General features: G+C 63.5%; 19 protein-coding genes. 15 read left to right on the top strand and 4 right to left on the bottom strand.

The window, feature by feature from the left end:
- Positions 1 to 511: 511 nt before the first annotated feature.
- Positions 512 to 1465 (bottom strand): LysR family transcriptional regulator, encoded by a 954-nt coding sequence (locus B0D78_RS03860; RefSeq protein WP_078015670.1) that lies wholly within the window; start codon positions 1463 to 1465, stop codon positions 512 to 514.
- A 130-nt stretch (positions 1466 to 1595) separates the two neighbouring features.
- Here B0D78_RS03860 and B0D78_RS03855 point away from each other — a divergent pair, with 130 nt between their 5' ends.
- The 3 genes from B0D78_RS03855 to B0D78_RS03845 are packed head-to-tail and all read left to right on the top strand — an operon-like array spanning position 1596 to position 4311.
- Positions 1596 to 1871, top strand: a complete 276-nt coding sequence (locus B0D78_RS03855) for a UxaA family hydrolase (protein WP_240496114.1) — start codon at positions 1596 to 1598, stop codon at positions 1869 to 1871.
- Between the two features lie 13 nt (positions 1872 to 1884).
- Positions 1885 to 3045 (top strand): UxaA family hydrolase, encoded by a 1161-nt coding sequence (locus B0D78_RS03850; protein ID WP_078015668.1) that lies wholly within the window; start codon positions 1885 to 1887, stop codon positions 3043 to 3045.
- A gap of 24 nt (positions 3046 to 3069) precedes the next feature.
- Positions 3070 to 4311: a dicarboxylate/amino acid:cation symporter gene (locus tag B0D78_RS03845; protein WP_078015667.1), complete on the top strand. Its 1242-nt coding sequence runs from the start codon at positions 3070 to 3072 to the stop codon at positions 4309 to 4311.
- A 206-nt stretch (positions 4312 to 4517) separates the two neighbouring features.
- On the opposite strand, the gene B0D78_RS03840 is transcribed toward B0D78_RS03845, so the two are convergent.
- Positions 4518 to 5471 carry an MBL fold metallo-hydrolase gene (locus tag B0D78_RS03840; protein WP_078015666.1) on the bottom strand — a complete coding sequence of 318 codons (954 nt, stop codon included), beginning with the start codon at positions 5469 to 5471 and terminating at the stop codon, positions 4518 to 4520.
- A 17-nt stretch (positions 5472 to 5488) separates the two neighbouring features.
- Here B0D78_RS03840 and B0D78_RS13470 point away from each other — a divergent pair, with 17 nt between their 5' ends.
- The 12 genes from B0D78_RS13470 (at position 5489) to B0D78_RS03785 (ending at position 15806) form a co-directional block, all read left to right on the top strand.
- Positions 5489 to 5623, top strand: a complete 135-nt coding sequence (locus tag B0D78_RS13470; protein ID WP_255415961.1) for a hypothetical protein — start codon at positions 5489 to 5491, stop codon at positions 5621 to 5623.
- A 66-nt stretch (positions 5624 to 5689) separates the two neighbouring features.
- On the top strand, positions 5690 to 6691 hold the full coding sequence (locus tag B0D78_RS03835) for a TRAP transporter substrate-binding protein (protein WP_078015665.1): 1002 nt from the start codon (positions 5690 to 5692) through the stop codon (positions 6689 to 6691).
- A 168-nt stretch (positions 6692 to 6859) separates the two neighbouring features.
- On the top strand, positions 6860 to 7318 hold the full coding sequence (locus tag B0D78_RS03830; protein ID WP_078015664.1) for a TRAP transporter small permease: 459 nt from the start codon (positions 6860 to 6862) through the stop codon (positions 7316 to 7318).
- Complete coding sequence (locus B0D78_RS03825; RefSeq protein ID WP_078015663.1) at positions 7319 to 8599, top strand: TRAP transporter large permease; 1281 nt, start codon at positions 7319 to 7321, stop codon at positions 8597 to 8599.
- A 12-nt stretch (positions 8600 to 8611) separates the two neighbouring features.
- Complete coding sequence (locus B0D78_RS03820) at positions 8612 to 9838, top strand: Zn-dependent hydrolase (protein ID WP_078015662.1); 1227 nt, start codon at positions 8612 to 8614, stop codon at positions 9836 to 9838.
- A gap of 53 nt (positions 9839 to 9891) precedes the next feature.
- Entirely contained in the window at positions 9892 to 11193 is a 1302-nt protein-coding gene (locus tag B0D78_RS03815) for a dihydroorotase (RefSeq protein WP_078015661.1), read from the top strand.
- A gap of 121 nt (positions 11194 to 11314) precedes the next feature.
- A complete protein-coding gene (locus B0D78_RS03810) occupies positions 11315 to 12085 on the top strand; it encodes an iron-sulfur cluster-binding protein (RefSeq protein WP_078015660.1) in 771 nt (256 codons plus the stop codon).
- Positions 12069 to 12998 (top strand): dihydroorotate dehydrogenase, encoded by a 930-nt coding sequence (locus B0D78_RS03805; protein ID WP_078015659.1) that lies wholly within the window; start codon positions 12069 to 12071, stop codon positions 12996 to 12998. The genes B0D78_RS03810 and B0D78_RS03805 overlap by 17 nt, the downstream gene beginning before the upstream one ends.
- Before the next feature lie 59 nt (positions 12999 to 13057).
- On the top strand, positions 13058 to 13777 hold the full coding sequence (gene pyrF / locus B0D78_RS03800) for an orotidine-5'-phosphate decarboxylase (protein WP_078015658.1): 720 nt from the start codon (positions 13058 to 13060) through the stop codon (positions 13775 to 13777).
- Positions 13765 to 14367: an orotate phosphoribosyltransferase gene (pyrE, locus tag B0D78_RS03795; RefSeq protein ID WP_240496113.1), complete on the top strand. Its 603-nt coding sequence runs from the start codon at positions 13765 to 13767 to the stop codon at positions 14365 to 14367. The genes pyrF and pyrE overlap by 13 nt, the downstream gene beginning before the upstream one ends.
- A 36-nt stretch (positions 14368 to 14403) precedes the next feature.
- Positions 14404 to 14949 (top strand): bifunctional pyr operon transcriptional regulator/uracil phosphoribosyltransferase PyrR, encoded by a 546-nt coding sequence (gene pyrR / locus B0D78_RS03790; RefSeq protein ID WP_078015657.1) that lies wholly within the window; start codon positions 14404 to 14406, stop codon positions 14947 to 14949.
- Positions 14950 to 14951: 2 nt separating this feature from the next.
- On the top strand, positions 14952 to 15806 hold the full coding sequence (locus B0D78_RS03785; RefSeq protein ID WP_078015656.1) for a hypothetical protein: 855 nt from the start codon (positions 14952 to 14954) through the stop codon (positions 15804 to 15806).
- 198 nt (positions 15807 to 16004) lie between these two features.
- Here the strand turns inward: B0D78_RS03785 and selD are convergent, their stop codons facing one another.
- Positions 16005 to 17051: a selenide, water dikinase SelD gene (gene selD / locus B0D78_RS03780; protein WP_078015655.1), complete on the bottom strand. Its 1047-nt coding sequence runs from the start codon at positions 17049 to 17051 to the stop codon at positions 16005 to 16007.
- Between the two features lie 75 nt (positions 17052 to 17126).
- Complete coding sequence (locus tag B0D78_RS03775; RefSeq protein WP_078015654.1) at positions 17127 to 17345, bottom strand: DUF2905 domain-containing protein; 219 nt, start codon at positions 17343 to 17345, stop codon at positions 17127 to 17129.
- Positions 17346 to 17604: the final 259 nt, after the last annotated feature.

The raw sequence follows: 17604 nt of genomic DNA, 5'->3' as shown, positions 1-17604 counted from the left end.
AAAAATTTAACGGAAAATCTCCTGCAGAGATCTTTATCAACCTGTATGGCGAGGATGTATTGCATTTACTCGGACTCGAACTTATTCCGCCACAGGATATCTGTTTAAAGCGGACTCTTCTCGCCGGTAAATAACGGCTCCTTTTTAATTTCTTGATTGCATTAACTCTGAACTGAAAATTTTGCTTTCAGTTGAGGATCACTTTTGTATGCACTTTTTTCGGACAATTTCCTCGTAACAGCTTTTCATCCCCTTGAATTTGTTCCGTTAGCGCAATCTTGATCGTTATTATGTGTTCGTAATGACTGCTTGCTGCTTTTGTCCTGTCAAAGTAAATGCAACCCCGTCGCATTTACTTTGACGAGGTTGCATTTACTCTGAAAATTTACCTTCCGCTTTCGGGCGGTCGCCGCCGGGAGAGAGGCGGAAAATGTTCCACGTGGAACATTCCTTCGCGGAAGGGGAACCGCTGAGAGCGCTCCGCCGTTCGAAAACGAGCTCGCCTTTGCCCCTACGCCCGCGCTTTCGGACGCAGGACTTCGCCGACGAGCTGGATAAAGCGCCGCACCGCTTTGGCTGTGTAGTCGCGGCTGGGCAGGAGCGCGTAAAACTGCCGCGTCGCCAGCGGCGAATCGAGCCTGTAAAAGCACAGCGGCGTCGCCGCGGCCGTGACCATACGGTCGCTCACAAAAGCGGCAGCGAAGCCGCCTGCCGCCAGATGATAGGTGGTGGCGAGCTGACTCAGCTCAATCTTGAGGCGCGGTTTGACGCCGACGGCGGCGAAAATTTGCAGCATACGGTCGTGAAGATTGTTACCGGGCATCAGCGAGATGAACTCAAGCTCTCCGCAGCGCTCGGCGGGCAGCGCGGGACAATCCCCATGCAGATGATGGCCGTTCATGACGCCGCGCGGCGGCAGGGCGAAGGCTCGGTATCGGCGGTTGAACGGATGGGCGCGGGGCACTGCCAGCAGAATGCGATCGCTGAACATGGGGTAACGCTCGAAGTCCTTCATGAAGAGTTGGTTGCAGCTGAACGTCAGGTCTACGGCGCGTTCCTCCAGCATCTTGGTGAGGACGGCCGAACTGTGCTCGACCAGCTCCAGGGCGATGCCCGGATAAAGCTGGCTGTAGCGCGACAACACCGGCGGCAGGATGTAGCTGTTGATGTAGTGGGAGCCGCCGATGCGCACGTGTCCGGTTTGGAGGTCGTTGATGTCGCCGATCCGCTGCGTCAGTTCCGCCTCGATTTTTTTGATGCGTGTGATCGCGTTGATGTAAAGCCAGCCGGCTTCGGTGAGCTGAAAGGGGCGCACCTTGCGGTCGAACAGCGTCATGCCGATGGACGACTCGATTTTTTTGATCGCCATGCTCAGCGCCGGCTGCGTGATATACAGTTTTTCCGCCGCTTTCGAAAGGCTGCCGCTTTTGTAGACCTCGTAGACGTACTCCAGCTCCTGTCTCATAACATAAATTCTCCTTATGGTGTAATAAATTTCCAGTAATTGAATTTATGTTACCGCCGCCGTATGATGACGTCAAGCAAGATATTCGACTTTCAAGGGGGGATTGAATGTGAACATCAACGCTTTGCTCATGGATGAGAAAGACAACGTGGTCACCTGCGTCGAAGAGGTGCCGGCCGGGGCGCCGGTCGTTTATCGCCACGGCGATGAGCTCTGCACGCTCACGGCGGAGGAGACGATTCCCTATTGCCACAAGGTCGCCTTGGTCCCGCTGGACGAGGGGGACGAAGTGATCAAGTACGGCGAGCTGATCGGCCGCACCTTGGTACCGATCGCGAAAGGGCACTGGGTCTCGCACGAGAACATCTTCAGCGTGCCGCGAGACTACGCCAGTGAAATGGTATAAGGAGGGGGAAACGATGCAGTTTTGGGGATACAAACGCCAGGAGGGGCGCGCGGGCATCCGCAATCACGTGTTGATCCTGCCCACGTGTGCCTGCGGCAGCGAGAGCGCGCGCATCATCGCGTCGCAGGTGCGCGGCGCCGTGAACATCATTTTCAACACCGGCTGTTCCGACGTGGCGGCGAACACGGCCATGTCGCAGAAAGTGCTGACGGGTTTCGCCTGCAATCCCAACGTCTACGGTGTCGTCATCATTGGCCTTGGCTGCGAGACGGTGGGGCACGCGCAGTTGCGCGAAAAAATCCGGGGAATGACCAGCAAGCCCGTGGTTTCTTTCGGCATTCAGGAAGAGGGCGGCACGCTCAGAACCATCGAAAAAGCTGTCCGCGCCGCGCGCGACATGGCCGCCGAAGCCGCCATGCAGCAAAAAGAACGGTGTGACATATCGAATCTGCTTCTGGGCATCGAGTGCGGCGGCTCCGACGCTACCTCGGGCATCGCCAGCAATCCCGCCGTGGGCGAGCTCAGCGACCTGCTCGTGGATCTCGGCGCTTCGACGATCATGAGCGAGTCCATCGAATGGATCGGCGCCGAGCACGTCGTCGCCCGGCGTGCGGCGACGCCGGAACTGCACAACAAGATCATCGAGATCTGCCGGAGTTACGAAGAACACCTCAAGGCGGCGGGGCAGGACTGCCGCGCCGGTCAGCCCACGCCCGGCAACAAGGCAGGCGGCCTTTCCACGCTCGACGAGAAAAGCCTCGGCTGCATCCGCAAGGGCGGCTCCCGCCCCATCGTCGAAGTGCTGGCGCAGGCCGAGCGCCCCACGAAGCACGGCGCCATCGTCATGGACACGGCCGGTTACGACATCTCCTCCGTCACCTCCATGGTAGCTGGCGGCTGCAATGCCGTGATCTTCACCACGGGGCGCGGCACGCCGACGGGCAACGCCATCGTGCCCGTACTCAAGGTGACGGCCAACGCCCGCACCTATCGGATGATGGACGACAACATGGACGTCGATCTGAGCGGCATCATCAAGGGCACGACGACGTATCGGGAAAGCGGCAGGGAGCTCCTTGAGATCATCGGAGACGTCTGTAACGGCAAGATGACCAAGGCCGAAGCCTACGGCTTCTCCGACATCGCGATCGATCACGTCTGCCGCTTCGTTTGATTTTTCATTAAAGGGGGAAGAGAAATGGGATTCATCTTTAAACCGTGGAACAAACTGAGCCTGTTCACGCGCATCATGATCGGCTTCGCGCTCGGCGTCGCCGCGGGGCTGATCTTCGGCAGGCAGGCCGCGGTGCTGAAACCGCTGGGAACAATCCTCACCAACCTGCTGACCATGGTGGTGGCGCCGCTGGTGCTCTGCCTGCTGGTCTGTGCGGCCGCCGACGTGGGAGACGGCAAGAAGCTGGGACGCATGGGCGTGAAGACGGTGGTCGTCTTCCTTGTCAGCACTGCGTTCGCCATCGTCATCGGCCTGATCTTCGCCAATCTCATGAAGGTCGGCACGGGCGTCAGCATCGAGCTCGCCAAGGAATCGGCGAAGACGACGGCGAAACAGGTCTCCATGCTCGACACGCTGATCAACGTTATCCCCAAAAATCCTTTCGAGGCCCTGTCGAAACAGAACCTGCTGCAGATCATTTTCTTTGCGCTGCTGCTGGGCTTCGCGCTGATGAAGATCGGCCCCAAGGGGCAAGCGTTGCTCGACATGTTCCGCGCCGGACAGGAAGCGATGAAAAAGATCACCACTATCGTGCTCGAGTTCACGCCTTACGGCGTTTTTGGCCTGATGGCGCAAGTCGTGGGAGCCAACGGCCCGGATATCCTCATCCCTTACATCAAGGCGATCGCGGCCATGTACATCGCCTCGTTCCTCTATCTGGTCGTCGTTCAGGCCGGTCTGATGGCCGGCGTGATTGGGCGCGTCAGCCCGCTCCGTTTCCTGAAAACGATGAAGGAAGCGATGACCTTCGTCTTCGCCACCTGTTCCAGCGTCGCCACGATCCCGCTCAACCTCGAATGCACGAAGAAACTTGGCGTCGACGAGGAGACGGCCAACTTCGTGATCCCCTTCGGTGCCGTCATGAACATGAACGGCACCGCCATCTACGAAGCCATCGCCGTGGTCTTCACGGCCCAGATCTTCGGCGTGCCGCTCACCGTCGCCGATCAGGTCATGATCATGCTCACCGCCACGTTGGCTTCCATTGGCACCGCCGGCGTGCCCGGCTCGGGGCTGGTGATGCTGACCATCGTGCTCACCTCGGTCCATCTGCCCATGGAAGCGATCGGGCTGCTGGCCGGTATCGACCGCATCCTCAACATGGCCCGCGTGATCCCCAACATCGCCGGCGACGCGGCCACGGCGCTGATCGTCTCCCGTTCCGAAGGCACGTTCAAAGCCCCGGAGCCGACTGGCGGACAGTGACCGCGAAAAGGCGCCCCGGCGCCGGAACGCGGAGAAGACCGCGTCGGCATGGAGCGGACGTCCGCGTTTCGCGCGGGACATGCGGCACGCAAAAAAATCCCCGGCGGCCATTTTTTTTCGGCCGCCGGGGATTTTTTGTGTGCCGTCCATTTTTGCGTTTGGCAAAGCAAAGCACGTCTTCTCGGGCGCCGCGGATGCCCCGGCCGTCAGGCGTTCTCGCCCAGAAAGCGCGCGAAGCCGCGCACGCTGTTGCCGAGGAAGTACGCTTCGCGGCTCTGCGCGCTTTCGGTATAGGCGACGAGGTTGGCCAGTTCGGGGTCTTCGCGCCGCAGCAATTCGACCGTTTCGTCTTCGCTCAGGCCGTCTCGCAGGGCCTGGGCGATCGTTTCTTCCCAGAAAAGGTTCTGCTTCAGCGCCCGTTCGGGCAGCGTGCGGTCGGACGAAGCGCCGAAGTGCCCGGCGCAGAACAGGTCCCAGTCGGCGGCGGCGAGCTTTCTCATGCTCTCGCGGCCGATTTCCGGCACGTAGCGGGGCGGCGTGGCGGGACGGATGCCGTCCCGCCGCCGGCCGTCGGCGAACCAGCTCGCGGCGCCGTCGCCGGGGATGACGCCGAGCGCTTCGCCGCCGAAGCAGAGGCGCCGCCCCGCGCAGCGGCGCAGGAAGGAGACGTGGTGAGCGGCGTGCCCGGGCGTGTCGATGACGCGCCACGCGGGGGGCAGCTGTTCGCGCGCGACGAGAGCGGAAGCGGGCACGGGCAGCGGCGGCCGGTAAGCGGCGGCCATCGCTTCGCCGAGCGTGGCGGCGGTGGCCTGCCAGAGCTTTTGCGGCGAGATCAGGTGCTGGGAGGCGCGCTCGCAGCAGAACACTTTCAGCCGCGGGTAATCGCGGCACAGACAGCCGGCCGCGCCGCAGTGGTCGAGGTGGATGTGGGTGAGCAGCAGCAGGTCGGGCACGGCTTCCAGGTCGTCCAGTGCTTTTTTGAGACGCGCGTAGGAACCGGCCACGCCGCAGTCGACCAGCGCGGTTTCGCCGGGAGCGCGCAGCAGCCAGGCGCCGAGGAACTCCTCGAAGCCGGGCCGGCCGTCCAGCGGCAGGCGGATCAGGTCGAGCGACTCGCCGCCGGCGGCGGCGACGGGGCGGACGTCGTTTGTCCGGGTCATGGCGAAAACCTCCTTGTATGAAGAGCGATGACGTGGTTTATTGTACCGCGGCGGAAATTTTTTTCCAGCGCCGGGCGCGGAGGATGCCGGAGCGGATTTTGTCTTTCGCCTTTCCTGAAACCGATTGCACGGTTCGCGGCGCCTTGCTATAATGGACCGGCCTCCGAGATTTCGCGGCGGAGGAAAAGTTCGTTATCCTTCAAAGGAGTGGATCGCACGTGAAGAAGTTGGCAAGTCTGTTTCTCGCCGCTGCGCTGATCGCCCCGGCCTCGCTGGCCGCGGCGGAGTACCCGGCGATGAACGTCCGCCTCAGTCACAACCAGCCTGTCGGCAGCCCGGAGGACGTCGGCGCCCAGACGTTCAAAAAGCTGATGGAAGAGAAATCGGGCGGCAGGATCACCGTGGACGTGTTCCCGCAGATGCAGCTGGGCTCGATGCGCGAGCAGGCCGAAATGGTGCAGATGGGCACGCTGGAGATGTCCGTGCAGCCCACTTCCGTGCTGACGCCTTTCGTCGAGGAACTGAGCGTCATCGACTTCCCGTTTCTGTGGGCCGACAAGGACGAGCTGTACCGCATCATGGACGGCGAAGTCGGCGGGAAGTTCTACGCCTTCTGCGAGAAAAAGGGCTTCAAGACCCTGGGCTTGTGGGCTTCGGGTTTCAAACAGATCACGACCAAGGGCAGGCCGGTGAACGCGCCCGAGGATCTGAAGGGCATGAAGATCCGCGTCATGCCCAGCCCGCAGCTGGTGGAGCAGTACAAGTCGTGGGGCGCCAATCCGATCCCGATCGAGTACGCCGAGCTGTACAACGCGCTGCAGCAGAACATCGTCGACGGTCAGGAGAATCCTTTGCAGACCATCGCCATGGCCAAGCTGTACGAGGTGCAGGATTATCTGACGATCTCCGATCACGGGTTCCTCGGTTATCTGTTCATCGTCAACAGGCGCTGGTTCGAGAAGCAGGGCGAGGACGTACGGAAGCTGATCGTCGAGTGCGAACGCGGCGCCCGTGAGGCGGAACGCCTGGCGCAGGCAGAGGGCGAGGCCAGATTCCTCGGGCAGATCAAACAGTCCAAGATCGCCGTCGGCGAACTGACGGACGAGAACCGCGCCAAGTTCATCGCGGTCAGCAAGCCGCTGCACGACAAGTTCGTCGAGGGCTCGGCGACCAAGGCGGAGCTGCTGAAAGCGGTCTACGAAGCCAAGGAGGCCCGCTGAGCGGCGGACTGGCGGAAGGCTTTCGCCTGCTCATGACTCTTCGAGAAAAAATGAGGGGCGAAAGGGGTTTTCAAGAGCGGAAAATTAAGGGGCGGCTCCTGCAGGAGGTTCGCCCCTTTCGTTTTTATATTCATGATGCGTTGCATGAAACTGGGAGGAGATCGAAAAATGCTCAGGTTCCTCGGCAGGATTGAGGAGATTTTCTGTGCGGCCGCTCTGCTGACAACGGCTCTTGTGCTGTTCGTCAACGTGGTGCTGCGCTATGTTTTCAGCGCCAGCACGAGCTGGGCCGAAGAGCTGATCCGCTATCTGATGATCTGGATCACTTTTATCGGCGGCAGCGTCTGCGTGCGGCGGGGGGCGCATATCCGCATGGACTTTCTGCTCGGCGTGCTGCCCGAAAAAATGGCCGGCGCGCTGACGCGTCTGGTCTATCTGATCGCGGCGGGATTCTGCGCGACGCTGTTCCGGTACAGCTATCAGCTGGTGCGGTTCACCGTTGAACTCGAGCAGACTTCGCCGGCGATGGGAATCCCCATGTGGATCCCTTATCTGGCGATGCCTTTGGGATCGGCGCTGATGGCGCTGCGTTTCGTTCAGGCCGCTTTCGGGAAGGAGGGTGCCTAGATGACGGTCTTTCTGATGTGCGCGCTGCTGGCGCTGCTGTTCGGCAGCGTGCCGATCTTCGTCGCTCTGGCGGCGGCCGTGCTGGTTTCGATGCTGCTCTTCACGGGACTCGATCCGATGGTGCTGGCGCAGCGCATGTTCGGCGGACTCGACAAGTTCTCGCTGATGTCGATGCCGTTTTTCATCTTCGCCGCCAATCTGATGGACACGGGCGGACTCTCCAAGCGCATCCTCAAGTGGACGCGCAGCCTCGTGGGGGCGCGCAAGGGCGGACTGGCCTACACGACGCAGTGCACCTGCATGATCTTCGGTGCGCTCTGCGGCTCCAGCCCGGCGACGGTGGTCGCCATGGGGCGCGTGCTCTATCCCGAGCTGATCGAAAGCGGCTATCCCGAGGATTTCTCCGCCGGTCTGATCGCGTCGTCGGGATCGGTGGCGCTGATCATCCCGCCCAGCGTGACGCTGATCATGTACGCGGCTGCCACGGGCGTGTCGGTGGGCTCGCTGTTCATGTCGGGCGTCAGCGCCGGGATCGTCTACGGGCTGGCGACGGTCGTCTACATCTGGTACTTCGCGCGCCATCACGATCTCAAGGTCTCGGCGCCCTCCAGCCGCGGCGAGATCGTCCGCAACACGCTGGAAGCTGGCTGGTCGCTGATGGTGCCGGTGATCATCCTCGGCGGTATTTACTGCGGCGTGTTCACGCCCACCGAGGCGGCGGGGATCTCCGCCGTTTACGCGCTGTTCGTCGGCGTGGCGATCTACCGCGAGATCACCTGGGCGAAACTGTTCGACGTGTGTCTGCGTTCGGCCGTGACCTGCGCGCAAGTGATGATCCTCGTCGCCGCGGCCACGAGCTTCGCCTGGTTCCTCACCGTGGCGCGCATCCCGCAGATGGTCACGGCGGCGATCATCGAAAACATCAAAACGCCCTGGGCATTCATCGCCATGGTCAACGTCATTCTGCTGATCGTGGGCATGTTCATGGAAGGTATCGCCGCCATCGTCATCCTCGCGCCGCTGTTCTTCCCGATCGCCCAGCAGATGGGCATCGACCCGCTGCATCTGGGCATCATCATGGTCTCCAACCTGGCGCTGGGCAACTTCACTCCGCCGTTTGGACTGAACCTGTTCGTGGCCGCGGGCGTGACCGGGCTGCCGATGTCGAAGATCATCGGCGCGGTGACGAAGTTCATCATCGTCTCGATCGTCGGCCTGCTGGTGATCTCCTACGTGCCGGCGCTTTCAACCTTCCTGCCGGCGCTGGTGTACGGCCGTTAGGGAGCGCGGGGAATGTCGGGTTTCGAGCGCGTCCGCGAACTGGTCGCGGCGATCTCGCAGACCGGGCGCGGCGAGCGGGGCGTTTCCCGCCTCGCTCTGACCGAGGCGGACCGTCAGGCGCGCGAGATCGTGATCGAAGAGATGAAATCGCTCGGCATGTCGGTGACGACCGACGCCTGCTGCAATCTGTGGGGACGTTTCGAGGGAAGCGCGGACCAGCCGGGCGTGGTGATCGGCTCGCATCTGGATTCCGTGCCCGAGGGCGGGTACTACGACGGCGTGCTCGGCGTGGCCTGCGGGCTGGGCGCGGCGCGCGACCTCCTTGCCGAAAATCCGCATCCGCGGCGTTCGCTGTCGGTGGTGGTCTTCACCGCGGAGGAATCGAGCCGCTTTTCGCTGGCGACGATCGGCAGCAAAGCGGCGACGGGCAATCTGTCGCTGATGGACACGCTGCGCTTCAAGGACAAACAGGGCGTGACGCTGCTCGACGCGCTGCGCGATTTCGGCGGGCGGCCCGAGCGGATCCCGCGCGACTGTCTGGCGCCGGCGTCGTATCACTCTTATTTCGAACTGCACATCGAACAGGGGCCGGTGCTCGACTGGAACGGCGAGGACGTGGGCATCGTCGAGGCGATCGCCGCGCCGACGCGTTTCATGCTCGAGGTGATCGGCGAACAGGCCCATTCCGGCGCTTGTCCGATGAACCTGCGCCACGACGCCATGGCTGCGGCGGCGGAGATAATCCTCGCTGCGGAGCGCGCCGGACGTGAGGAAAGCGAGTTCGGCACGGTCGCCACCGTGGGCGTGTGCGAGTGTTACCCCGGGGCCATGAATGTGGTGCCGGGGCGAGTCGTGTTGAAAGTGGACGTGCGCGGCATCGTCGAAAAAAGCATCCGCCGCGCCTGCGACGAGATCAAGGCGCGCGTCGGAAGCGTCTGCGCCGAACGCGGCGTGAGGGCGAACTTCACGCTCTACTCGGCCGACAAGCCCGTCGCCATGGACGGCCTGCTGGCGCGCCGCCTCGAAAACGTCTGCAAAGACTTGCAGGTCAAATACCGGCGCATGCCCAGCGGCGCGGGACACGACGCCATGTACATGGCCACGTTGATCCCTTCGGCGCTGATTTTCGTGCCGTGCAAGGACGGCGTCAGCCACAACCCGGCCGAAACGGTGGACTGGCGGCGCGTGCGTCCCGGCTATGAAGTGCTGCTCCAGGCGGTGAAAGACATCGTTCGGTAACTTTTTTACGAAGACTCCGGAATCCCACGGATATTTTTATAAGGAGGCTGTTCATGAAACCGATCCTGTTTCAAAAAGCGCGCCTGATTGACCCCGATCTGAAAATGGACATGCGGGGCGATCTGCTGGTCGAAAACGGCGTCGTTTCCGCCCTCGGCCCCGAGCTGCTGCCGACCGCGGACGCCGAAAAGATCGACTGCGGCGGCGCAGTCCTGGCCCCAGGACTGGTCGATCTGCACGTGCATTTCCGCGATCCCGGCCAGACCGAAAAGGAAACGTTGGAGACGGGCTGCGCCGCCGCGGCCGACGGCGGCTTCACGGCCGTAGTGACGATGGCCAACACCAAGCCGGCCGTCGATTCGCCCGAGCTGATCCGCAGCTGCATCGAGCGCAACCGGACCATGGACTGCCGCATCTATCCGGGGGGCGCGGTCACCAAGGGGCTGGGCGGCAAAGAACTGACCGACTTCGAAGCGTTGAAGGAAGCCGGCGCGGTCTGCCTGACCGACGACGGCCTCACCGTCGGCAGCGGGCCGCTGTTTTACGAAGCCATGGAAAAAGCGGCCGCCGTCGGCCTGCCCGTGAGCGTTCACTGCGAGGCTCCCGGCTTCGAAGGCGACCGCTCCATGAACCGCGGCGAGATCTCCAAAAAACTGGGGCTCGCCGGCGCGCCGGCGCTGGCCGAGGAGCTGATGATCATGCGCGACGTGTTCTTCGCCGAGAAGACGGGCGCGCATGTGCACGTGCAGCATGTCAGTTCGCGCCGCGGCGTCGAGATCATCGCGGCGGCGAAAGCCCGCGGCGTCGCCGTTACCGGCGAGGCCACGCCGCATCATATGTTCCTCGACGAAACGGCGATTCTCGAATGCGGCGCCAACGCCAAGATGAGCCCGCCGCTGCGCACGGCCGACGACGCGGCGGCGATCCGCGAGGCGCTGATGAGCGGCGTGCTCGACGTGGTCGCCACCGATCACGCGCCGCACACGCCGGCCGAAAAAGCCCTCGGCATCGCCAAGGCCCCCAACGGCATCATCGGTCTGGAAACGTCGCTGGGGCTGTGCCTCGACGGATTGTGCCGCGAGCGCGGATTTTCGCTTTCCTCGCTGGTGGAGCGCATGAGCTCCGCGCCGCGGCGGATCTTCAAGCTACCGCCCGTTCATCTTCAGCCCGGCTCGCCGGCCGATCTGACGCTGTTCGATCCCGAACGCCGCTGGCGCGTGGACGCGGCGAAGTTCAAATCGAAGTCGCGCAACTGTCCGTTCAACGGCTGGACGCTGAGCGGCACGGTCCTGATGACCGTGCTGGGCGGACGGATCGTCTGCGATCGAAGAACTTTCGTGCAATCGGTTGTATAAAACGGTCCGTTGCGATACAATAAATCCGTCGATCGCGCGGCCGTTTGCGCCGCGCGCCGGGGGATGAAAGCGCGCCGCGCAAACGGCCGCGCGGGGAGCGCCAACGAGAGGGGAGTTTGGATTGATTCGCGATTACGATTCGCGGCTGCTCGAAAAGGAACGGGTCTCGCCGGACATCTGGCATTTGACGTTCGCGTGTCCAGAGATTGCCGAAAACGCGCGGCCGGGGAATTTCGTGCTGCTCAAAACGTCGGCCGCCACGGCGCCGCTGCTGCGCCGGCCGCTCGGCATCCTCGATGCCGACCCCGCAAAGGGGACGATCGAGACGCTTTTCCGCGTCGTTGGGCAGGGCACGGCTCTGCTGGCTGCCGCCGAACCTGGCGCGTCGCTTTCCGTGCGCGGGCCCGTAGGCGGGCAGTTCGCCCCGTTCCGGCACGAAAAAGTCTGGGGCGTGGCCGGCACGCTGGGCATCGCGCCGCTGCTGTTCCTGCGCCGCGAGCTGAACGGTTTCGACCGTCTGTTCCTCGGCGTCGGCAACGCCTCGTGGCGGAGCTTCGCCGACTGGGTGCGCGCCCGCGCGCCGGAGATGGTTTTGTACAGCGACGACGGTTCGATCGGACGCAGGGGATTTTCCATCGCCGGACTGGAAGGGCAGGATCTGAGCGACGTGTCGCTGGCCTGCTGCGGCCCCAATCCGATGATGAAAGCGCTGTACGAACGGTACGGCGCGCAGTGCGACGACATCCAGGTCAGCCTCGAGCGCCGCATGGGCTGCGGCATGGGCGGCTGCTTCGGCTGCGTGGTCGACACCACGACGGGACGGCGGCGCGTCTGCATCGACGGCCCCGTGTTCCAGGCCAGGGAGGTGAAATGGGATGAGCTGCATCTCTGATCCGCTCGCGCTCGACGTCGGCGGCATGAAGCTGAAAGTCCCCGTCGTGATCGCGTCGGGCACGTGGGCTTACGAAGCCGGAATGTGGGCGGACGACCTGACGCGCCACGTCGGCGCGATCTGTTCCAAAGCCATCACCAAGGATCCCTGCCCCGGCAATCCCGGCTACCGCATCTGGGAGACGCCCTCGGGCGTTCTCAACAGCATCGGATTGCAGAACGAGGGCATCGACCGCTTCATCGACTGCCGTCTGCCCGACCTGAAAAAACGCGGCGTGCCCGTGATGCTCAACGTCTGTATGCAGAGCGCGGAAGATCTGGCTTACATGATGGACCGCATCGCCGAAGCCGGGGACATGGTCGACGGCGTGGAACTGAACGTTTCCTGCCCCAACACCGATCACGGCTGCATGAGCTGGGGCGTCGACCCGGCGCTGACGGCGCAGGCCACGGAGATGGCGCGCCGGCGCTGGGACGGCCCGTTGTGGGTGAAGCTGACGCCGCAGGCGCCCGACATTCCCGCGGTGGCGAAGGCCGCCGAGTCGGCCGGAGCCAGCGCGGTCGTGGCCGCCAACACCTGGCTGGGCATGGCGATCGACACGCTGCGCGGGGTGCCGGTTTTCAGCCGCCGCGTGGCGGGACTTTCCGGCCCGGCCGTTTTTCCGCTGGCGCTGCGCGTCGTCTGGGACGCGGCCGGCGCCGTGAAAATTCCCGTGATCGGCTGCGGCGGCGTGGACGGCCCCGATTCGGCGCTGGCCATGATCATGGCCGGAGCCAGCGCCGTGGAAGTCGGAGCGGCGCTGTTCGGCGATTTCAAAGTGCTTGAAAACGTCCACGAGGGATTGCTCGCCGCCGTGGAGCGCTGGAACGTCGCTTCCCTGGCCGAACTGATCGGCCGCGCCCGCCGCGCGTGAGCACGCGAAAATTTTGTCAAAAAAACGGGATCGATCCTATCAACGTGAGGAGTGCTTTTATGACCGAACACACATCTTTGCCGCTGTTTGCGGCGCTCGACCTCGACACGCTGCGCGAGGCGCGCCGCACGATGGACGCCCTTTCGGGAATCGTGGACGCCATCAAGATCGGCCCGCGCCTCTACGCTCAGGGCGGCGCGCCGTTTCTGAAGGAGATCGTCGACCACGGTTTCAAACTGTTTCTCGACCTGAAGCTGCACGACATCCCCAACACCGTGCGCCTGGCCGTGGAGACGCTGGCCGACCTCGGCATCTTCTGTCTGACGCTGCAGGCCGCGGGCGGCCGCCGCATGATGGAAGAATCTGTCGCCGCCCGCGATCGGCTCGGCTCGACCATGAAGCTGCTCGGCATCACCGTGCTGACCAGCTTCGACGAAAAAAGCTGGGACGAAGTCGCCCCCGGCTGCCCGATGGACGCGGCCATCAAAAAGCGCGCCTGGCTGTGCGGAGACTGCGGCATGGACGGGCTGGTGTGCTCGCCGCTCGATCTGACCGAGGTGCGCGCCGTGACGCCGCCGACGCTGCTCAAGGTCGTGCCCGGCGTGCGCCTCGTCGCCGGCGGCGACGACCAGAGCCGCGTCGCCACGCCCGCCGACGCGTTCCGCAACGGCGCCGATTACATCGTCATGGGGCGTCCCATCTACAAAGCGCCCGACGTTCGCAAGGCGGTCGAAGAGATCGCCCGATCCATCGAGGAGGGATTGGCATGTCGGAAGTGATGACGAATTCTCAGGTGCAGGAAAAACTGAAAGAGATGCTCGTCGAGAGCAAAGCGTGGCTTGAGGGGCATTTCAAGCTCACCTCGGGGCGGCACAGCGGCAACTACATGCAGTGCGCCATGCTGCTGCGCTTTCCCAAATACGCGGCGTTCGCCGGCGGCGAGATCGCCAAACGGATCGCCGCGTTCAGGCCCGACTTCATCGTCTCGCCGGCGCTGGGGGGGCTGATCATCGGACATGAGGTGGCGCGCGCGCTGGATATTCCATTTTTGTTCTGCGAACGTGAGGAAGGCAAAATGAAGCTGCGCCGCTTCCCGATGCCGGTCGGCAAACGTTTCGTCGCCGTCGAGGATGTCGTCACCACGGGCGGCTCCGTCAAGGAGACCGCCGAGCACATGATCGCCGGCGGCTGCGTCTGGGCCGGTTCTGCCTGCATCGTCGACCGTTCCGGCGGCGCGCAGCAGCTCGGGCCCGAGCTCGTTTCGCTCTTCAAGGTCTCTTTCCCCACCTGGGAAGCCGACGACTGCCCGCTGTGCCGCGAACTGGGCACGCCTCCCGTCAAGCCCGGCAGCCGGCCCAACGCGAAGTAGAAAAACGATCCTTTTACGACTGGAGGCGACGCGGCGTTGAAACTGAAAGAAAAAGCCGTCGTGATGACGGCCGAAGACATGGAGCGCGCCTTGCGCCGCATGGGCAACGAGATCGTCGAACGCAACCACGGCGCCGACGACCTCGTCATCATCGGCATCCAGCGCCGCGGCGTCTATCTGGCCGGACGGCTGCGCGAGTTCCTGCGCGCCTCCGAAGGCGTCAAGCTGCCGCTGGGTGAACTGGACATCACGCTGTACCGCGACGACATCACGCTGCTCAGCGACCAGCCTGTCGTGCACAGCACCGCCATTCCCGTCGACGTCAACGGCCGCCGCATCATCCTCGTCGACGACGTGCTGTACACGGGACGCACGATCCGCGCCGCGCTGGAAGCCATCGGCGACATCGGCCGCCCCGCCTGCGTGCAGCTGCTGATCCTCATCGACCGCGGCCATCGCGAGCTGCCGATCCAGCCCGACTATCTCGGCAAGGCCGTGCCCACCTCGTCGCAGGAGATCGTGGACGTGCGCGTCAAAGAGCTGGACGGCGAGGATGTCGCCGTGATCTGCGCCAAAGCCTAGCCATGCGCCGGTTCCGAATCGTCCTCTGCGGCGCGGCGCTGCTGCTGGGCGCGCTGTCGGCCGCCGCCGCGGAAAAAACGCGCGTGCTGGCGCTCGACCCGATGACCGAGCTGCTGTTTCAATTTATCGGCGGCCCTTATGTGAGCACTGCATCCGGCGCGAGCTGGGACGACAACGGCCGCCTGCGTGTCAGCCGCGCCGCCATCATGGGCAGCGCGAACGCGGCGCTGCCGCTTTACGCGCTCGACCCGGCGCAGTATCGCGAGTTCATGACGGCCGGCCGCCGCGGCAAGAATCTGACCGCCGCCGAGCAAAACCGCGCCAATCTGCATTATCTTTATCCCGACGGCGTGAAGCGCGGCGACGTCGACGCCTTTTACGGCGATCCCGCCAACATGCCGTTCACCGCGCAGCAGGTCGCAAACGCCCTCAGCGAACTCGTCCCCGCGCGCTATGCCTACTTCCAGCGCCGTCTCGGCGAATTCAACGCGCGCCTCCGCTCCGTGCTGATCACCGGACGCCGTCTCATGACGGGCACGAAGGTGCTCTGCCTGAGCGAACGGTATCGTCTCTTCTTCGCCGCTTTCGGCTGCACCGTCAGCGTTCCGACCGAGGAGGAAATGCGGCGCATCCGCCAGATCAGCCAGGCTTCCAATCCGAAATACATCGAAAGTCTCGCCGCCGGCCTGGCCGCCGGACGCCTCGTGGTCGTCGCTCACGATGCCGATCCCAAGCTCCGCCGCGCCTTGATCGCCCATCTCGGGGCCGTTTACATTGCGCCGCCGAAGAACGAGGACATCCTGTTTTTCATGCACCGCGTCCTCCTCGACGTCGGTTCCCGTCTCAGCCGCCGTTGAACGAAAAGGCAGGACAAAGGCCGCCGCGGAGACACGGAGAAAAGCAAAGAGAAAAATGGAGCCGCCGCTTTGCGGCGAAAATCGAAAACCGCGAGGGCGGATGACCGATTCACATCCGGTCATCCGCCCTCGCGGTTTTCGATGTCTCTTTTCCTCCGTTTTTGCGCCGCTTCTCCGCGGCGGCCTTTGTCCCCATGGTCATACGCAGACGATGCGCCCCGTGCCGGGCTTGAAGCGGCCGATCACGCCGGCGCGGTCGAAACCGTGCCGTTTGGCGAGCGCCGCGATTTCTTCGGCGTCTTCCGGCGGGCAGGCCATCATCAGGCCGCCGGAAGTCTGCGTGTCGAAGAGGAAGTCGCGGTACGTGCGCGATACTTTTTCGAGACGGTCGATCTGCGGCGCATAGAGCTTTTCGTTGCGGTAACCGCCGGCGGGAAACAATCCCATCTGGGCGAGGTCGGCCGCGCCGTCGAGCAGCGGCAGAGCCTCGACGCTCAGTTCGAGGTCGACGCGGTGGTCGGAAACCATGTCGAGCGCGTGCCCGGCCAGGCCGAAGCCGGTGACGTCCGTGGCGGCGTGGACGCGGCGGCGCTGCTCGGCCGTCATGCGGTGGGGCAGGTCGTTGAGCGCCGTCATCCAGCGCACGGCCTCCGCCGCCTGCGCGGGATCGGCCATTTCCGCCTTGATGGCGGTGGCCATGATACCCGTGCCGAGCGGCTTGGTGAGCACGAGCGCGTCGCCGGGATGCGCGCCGGTGGTGCGCCACATGGCGTCGCGTTCCACTTCGCCGAAGACGCAGAGCCCGTACTTGGGCTCCTGATCCTCGACGCTGTGCCCGCCCATGAGAAAAGCGCCGCTTTCGGACACTTTCGAAGCGCCGCCTTCCATGAGGCGCTTGAGCATGTCCAGCGGCAGACAGTTGAGCGGGAAGGCGACGATGTTGAGCGCCACGAACGGCGAGCCACCCATGGCGAAGACGTCGCTGATCGAATTGGCGGCGGCGATCTGCCCCCACACGTAAGGATCGTCGACGACCGGCGTGATGAAGTCGAGCGTGAGGATGCCGACGCGCTCTTCGGTGATCTTCCACAGCGCCGCGTCCTCGCCCCCTTCCCAGTCGGTGAGGATACGGCCGTCGTGGGGACGGGGGAGATCCGCCAAAACTTTCGCCAGGTCCTCCGGACCTATTTTGGCGGCTCAGCCGCTGCTGTGGGAAAGTTGGGTCAGTCGTTGGTCAAGGCTCATTTTCGTTTCGCTCCTGTCGTAAAACTTCTTTAATAACCATTATACCGCAGCGGCGGCAAAAAGTCGCCCGGCGGCTCAGCGGCGGAAGAAGAGGTTGGCGGGGACGGTGAGGACGACGCTGACGACGATCGAGCTGGCGAGCGGGAAATGAATCGACCAGTTCTTGCCCTGCCAGGCAAAGTCGCCGGGCAGGCGGCCGAGGGGCAGAAAGCGCCCGCCGAAATGGACGACGGCCCCGACGGCGAACAGCGCGAGACCGATGATCATGATGGTTTTGCCGATGTCGTGAACCATGATTTCATTCCTTTCCGTGAAGTCTCCGTTTTCGATTGACCGGGATCTTTGGAAGCGCCGCGTTTCGAAGCGGGCAGGTCCGCCGGGGCGGCGCGGCTTCGACGAGCCGGCGGCGGAAGGATCTTCGTCGTTTTATTTATACCATGTCGGCGCAAAAGGGCAAGCGCCGCGGCGGAGAGATACGTAAAAAATGCAGACAAAAGAGAGGCAACGGATTCTGCATCGAGGCGCAGGATGCTATAATAAATGACAAATCTGT

The sequence above is a fragment of the Pyramidobacter sp. C12-8 genome (assembly GCF_002007215.1).
In the GTDB taxonomy this organism is placed as follows: domain Bacteria; phylum Synergistota; class Synergistia; order Synergistales; family Dethiosulfovibrionaceae; genus Pyramidobacter.
Note: the sequence above shows the minus strand (reverse complement) of the source record. Positions and strands in the feature narration are given on the sequence as shown.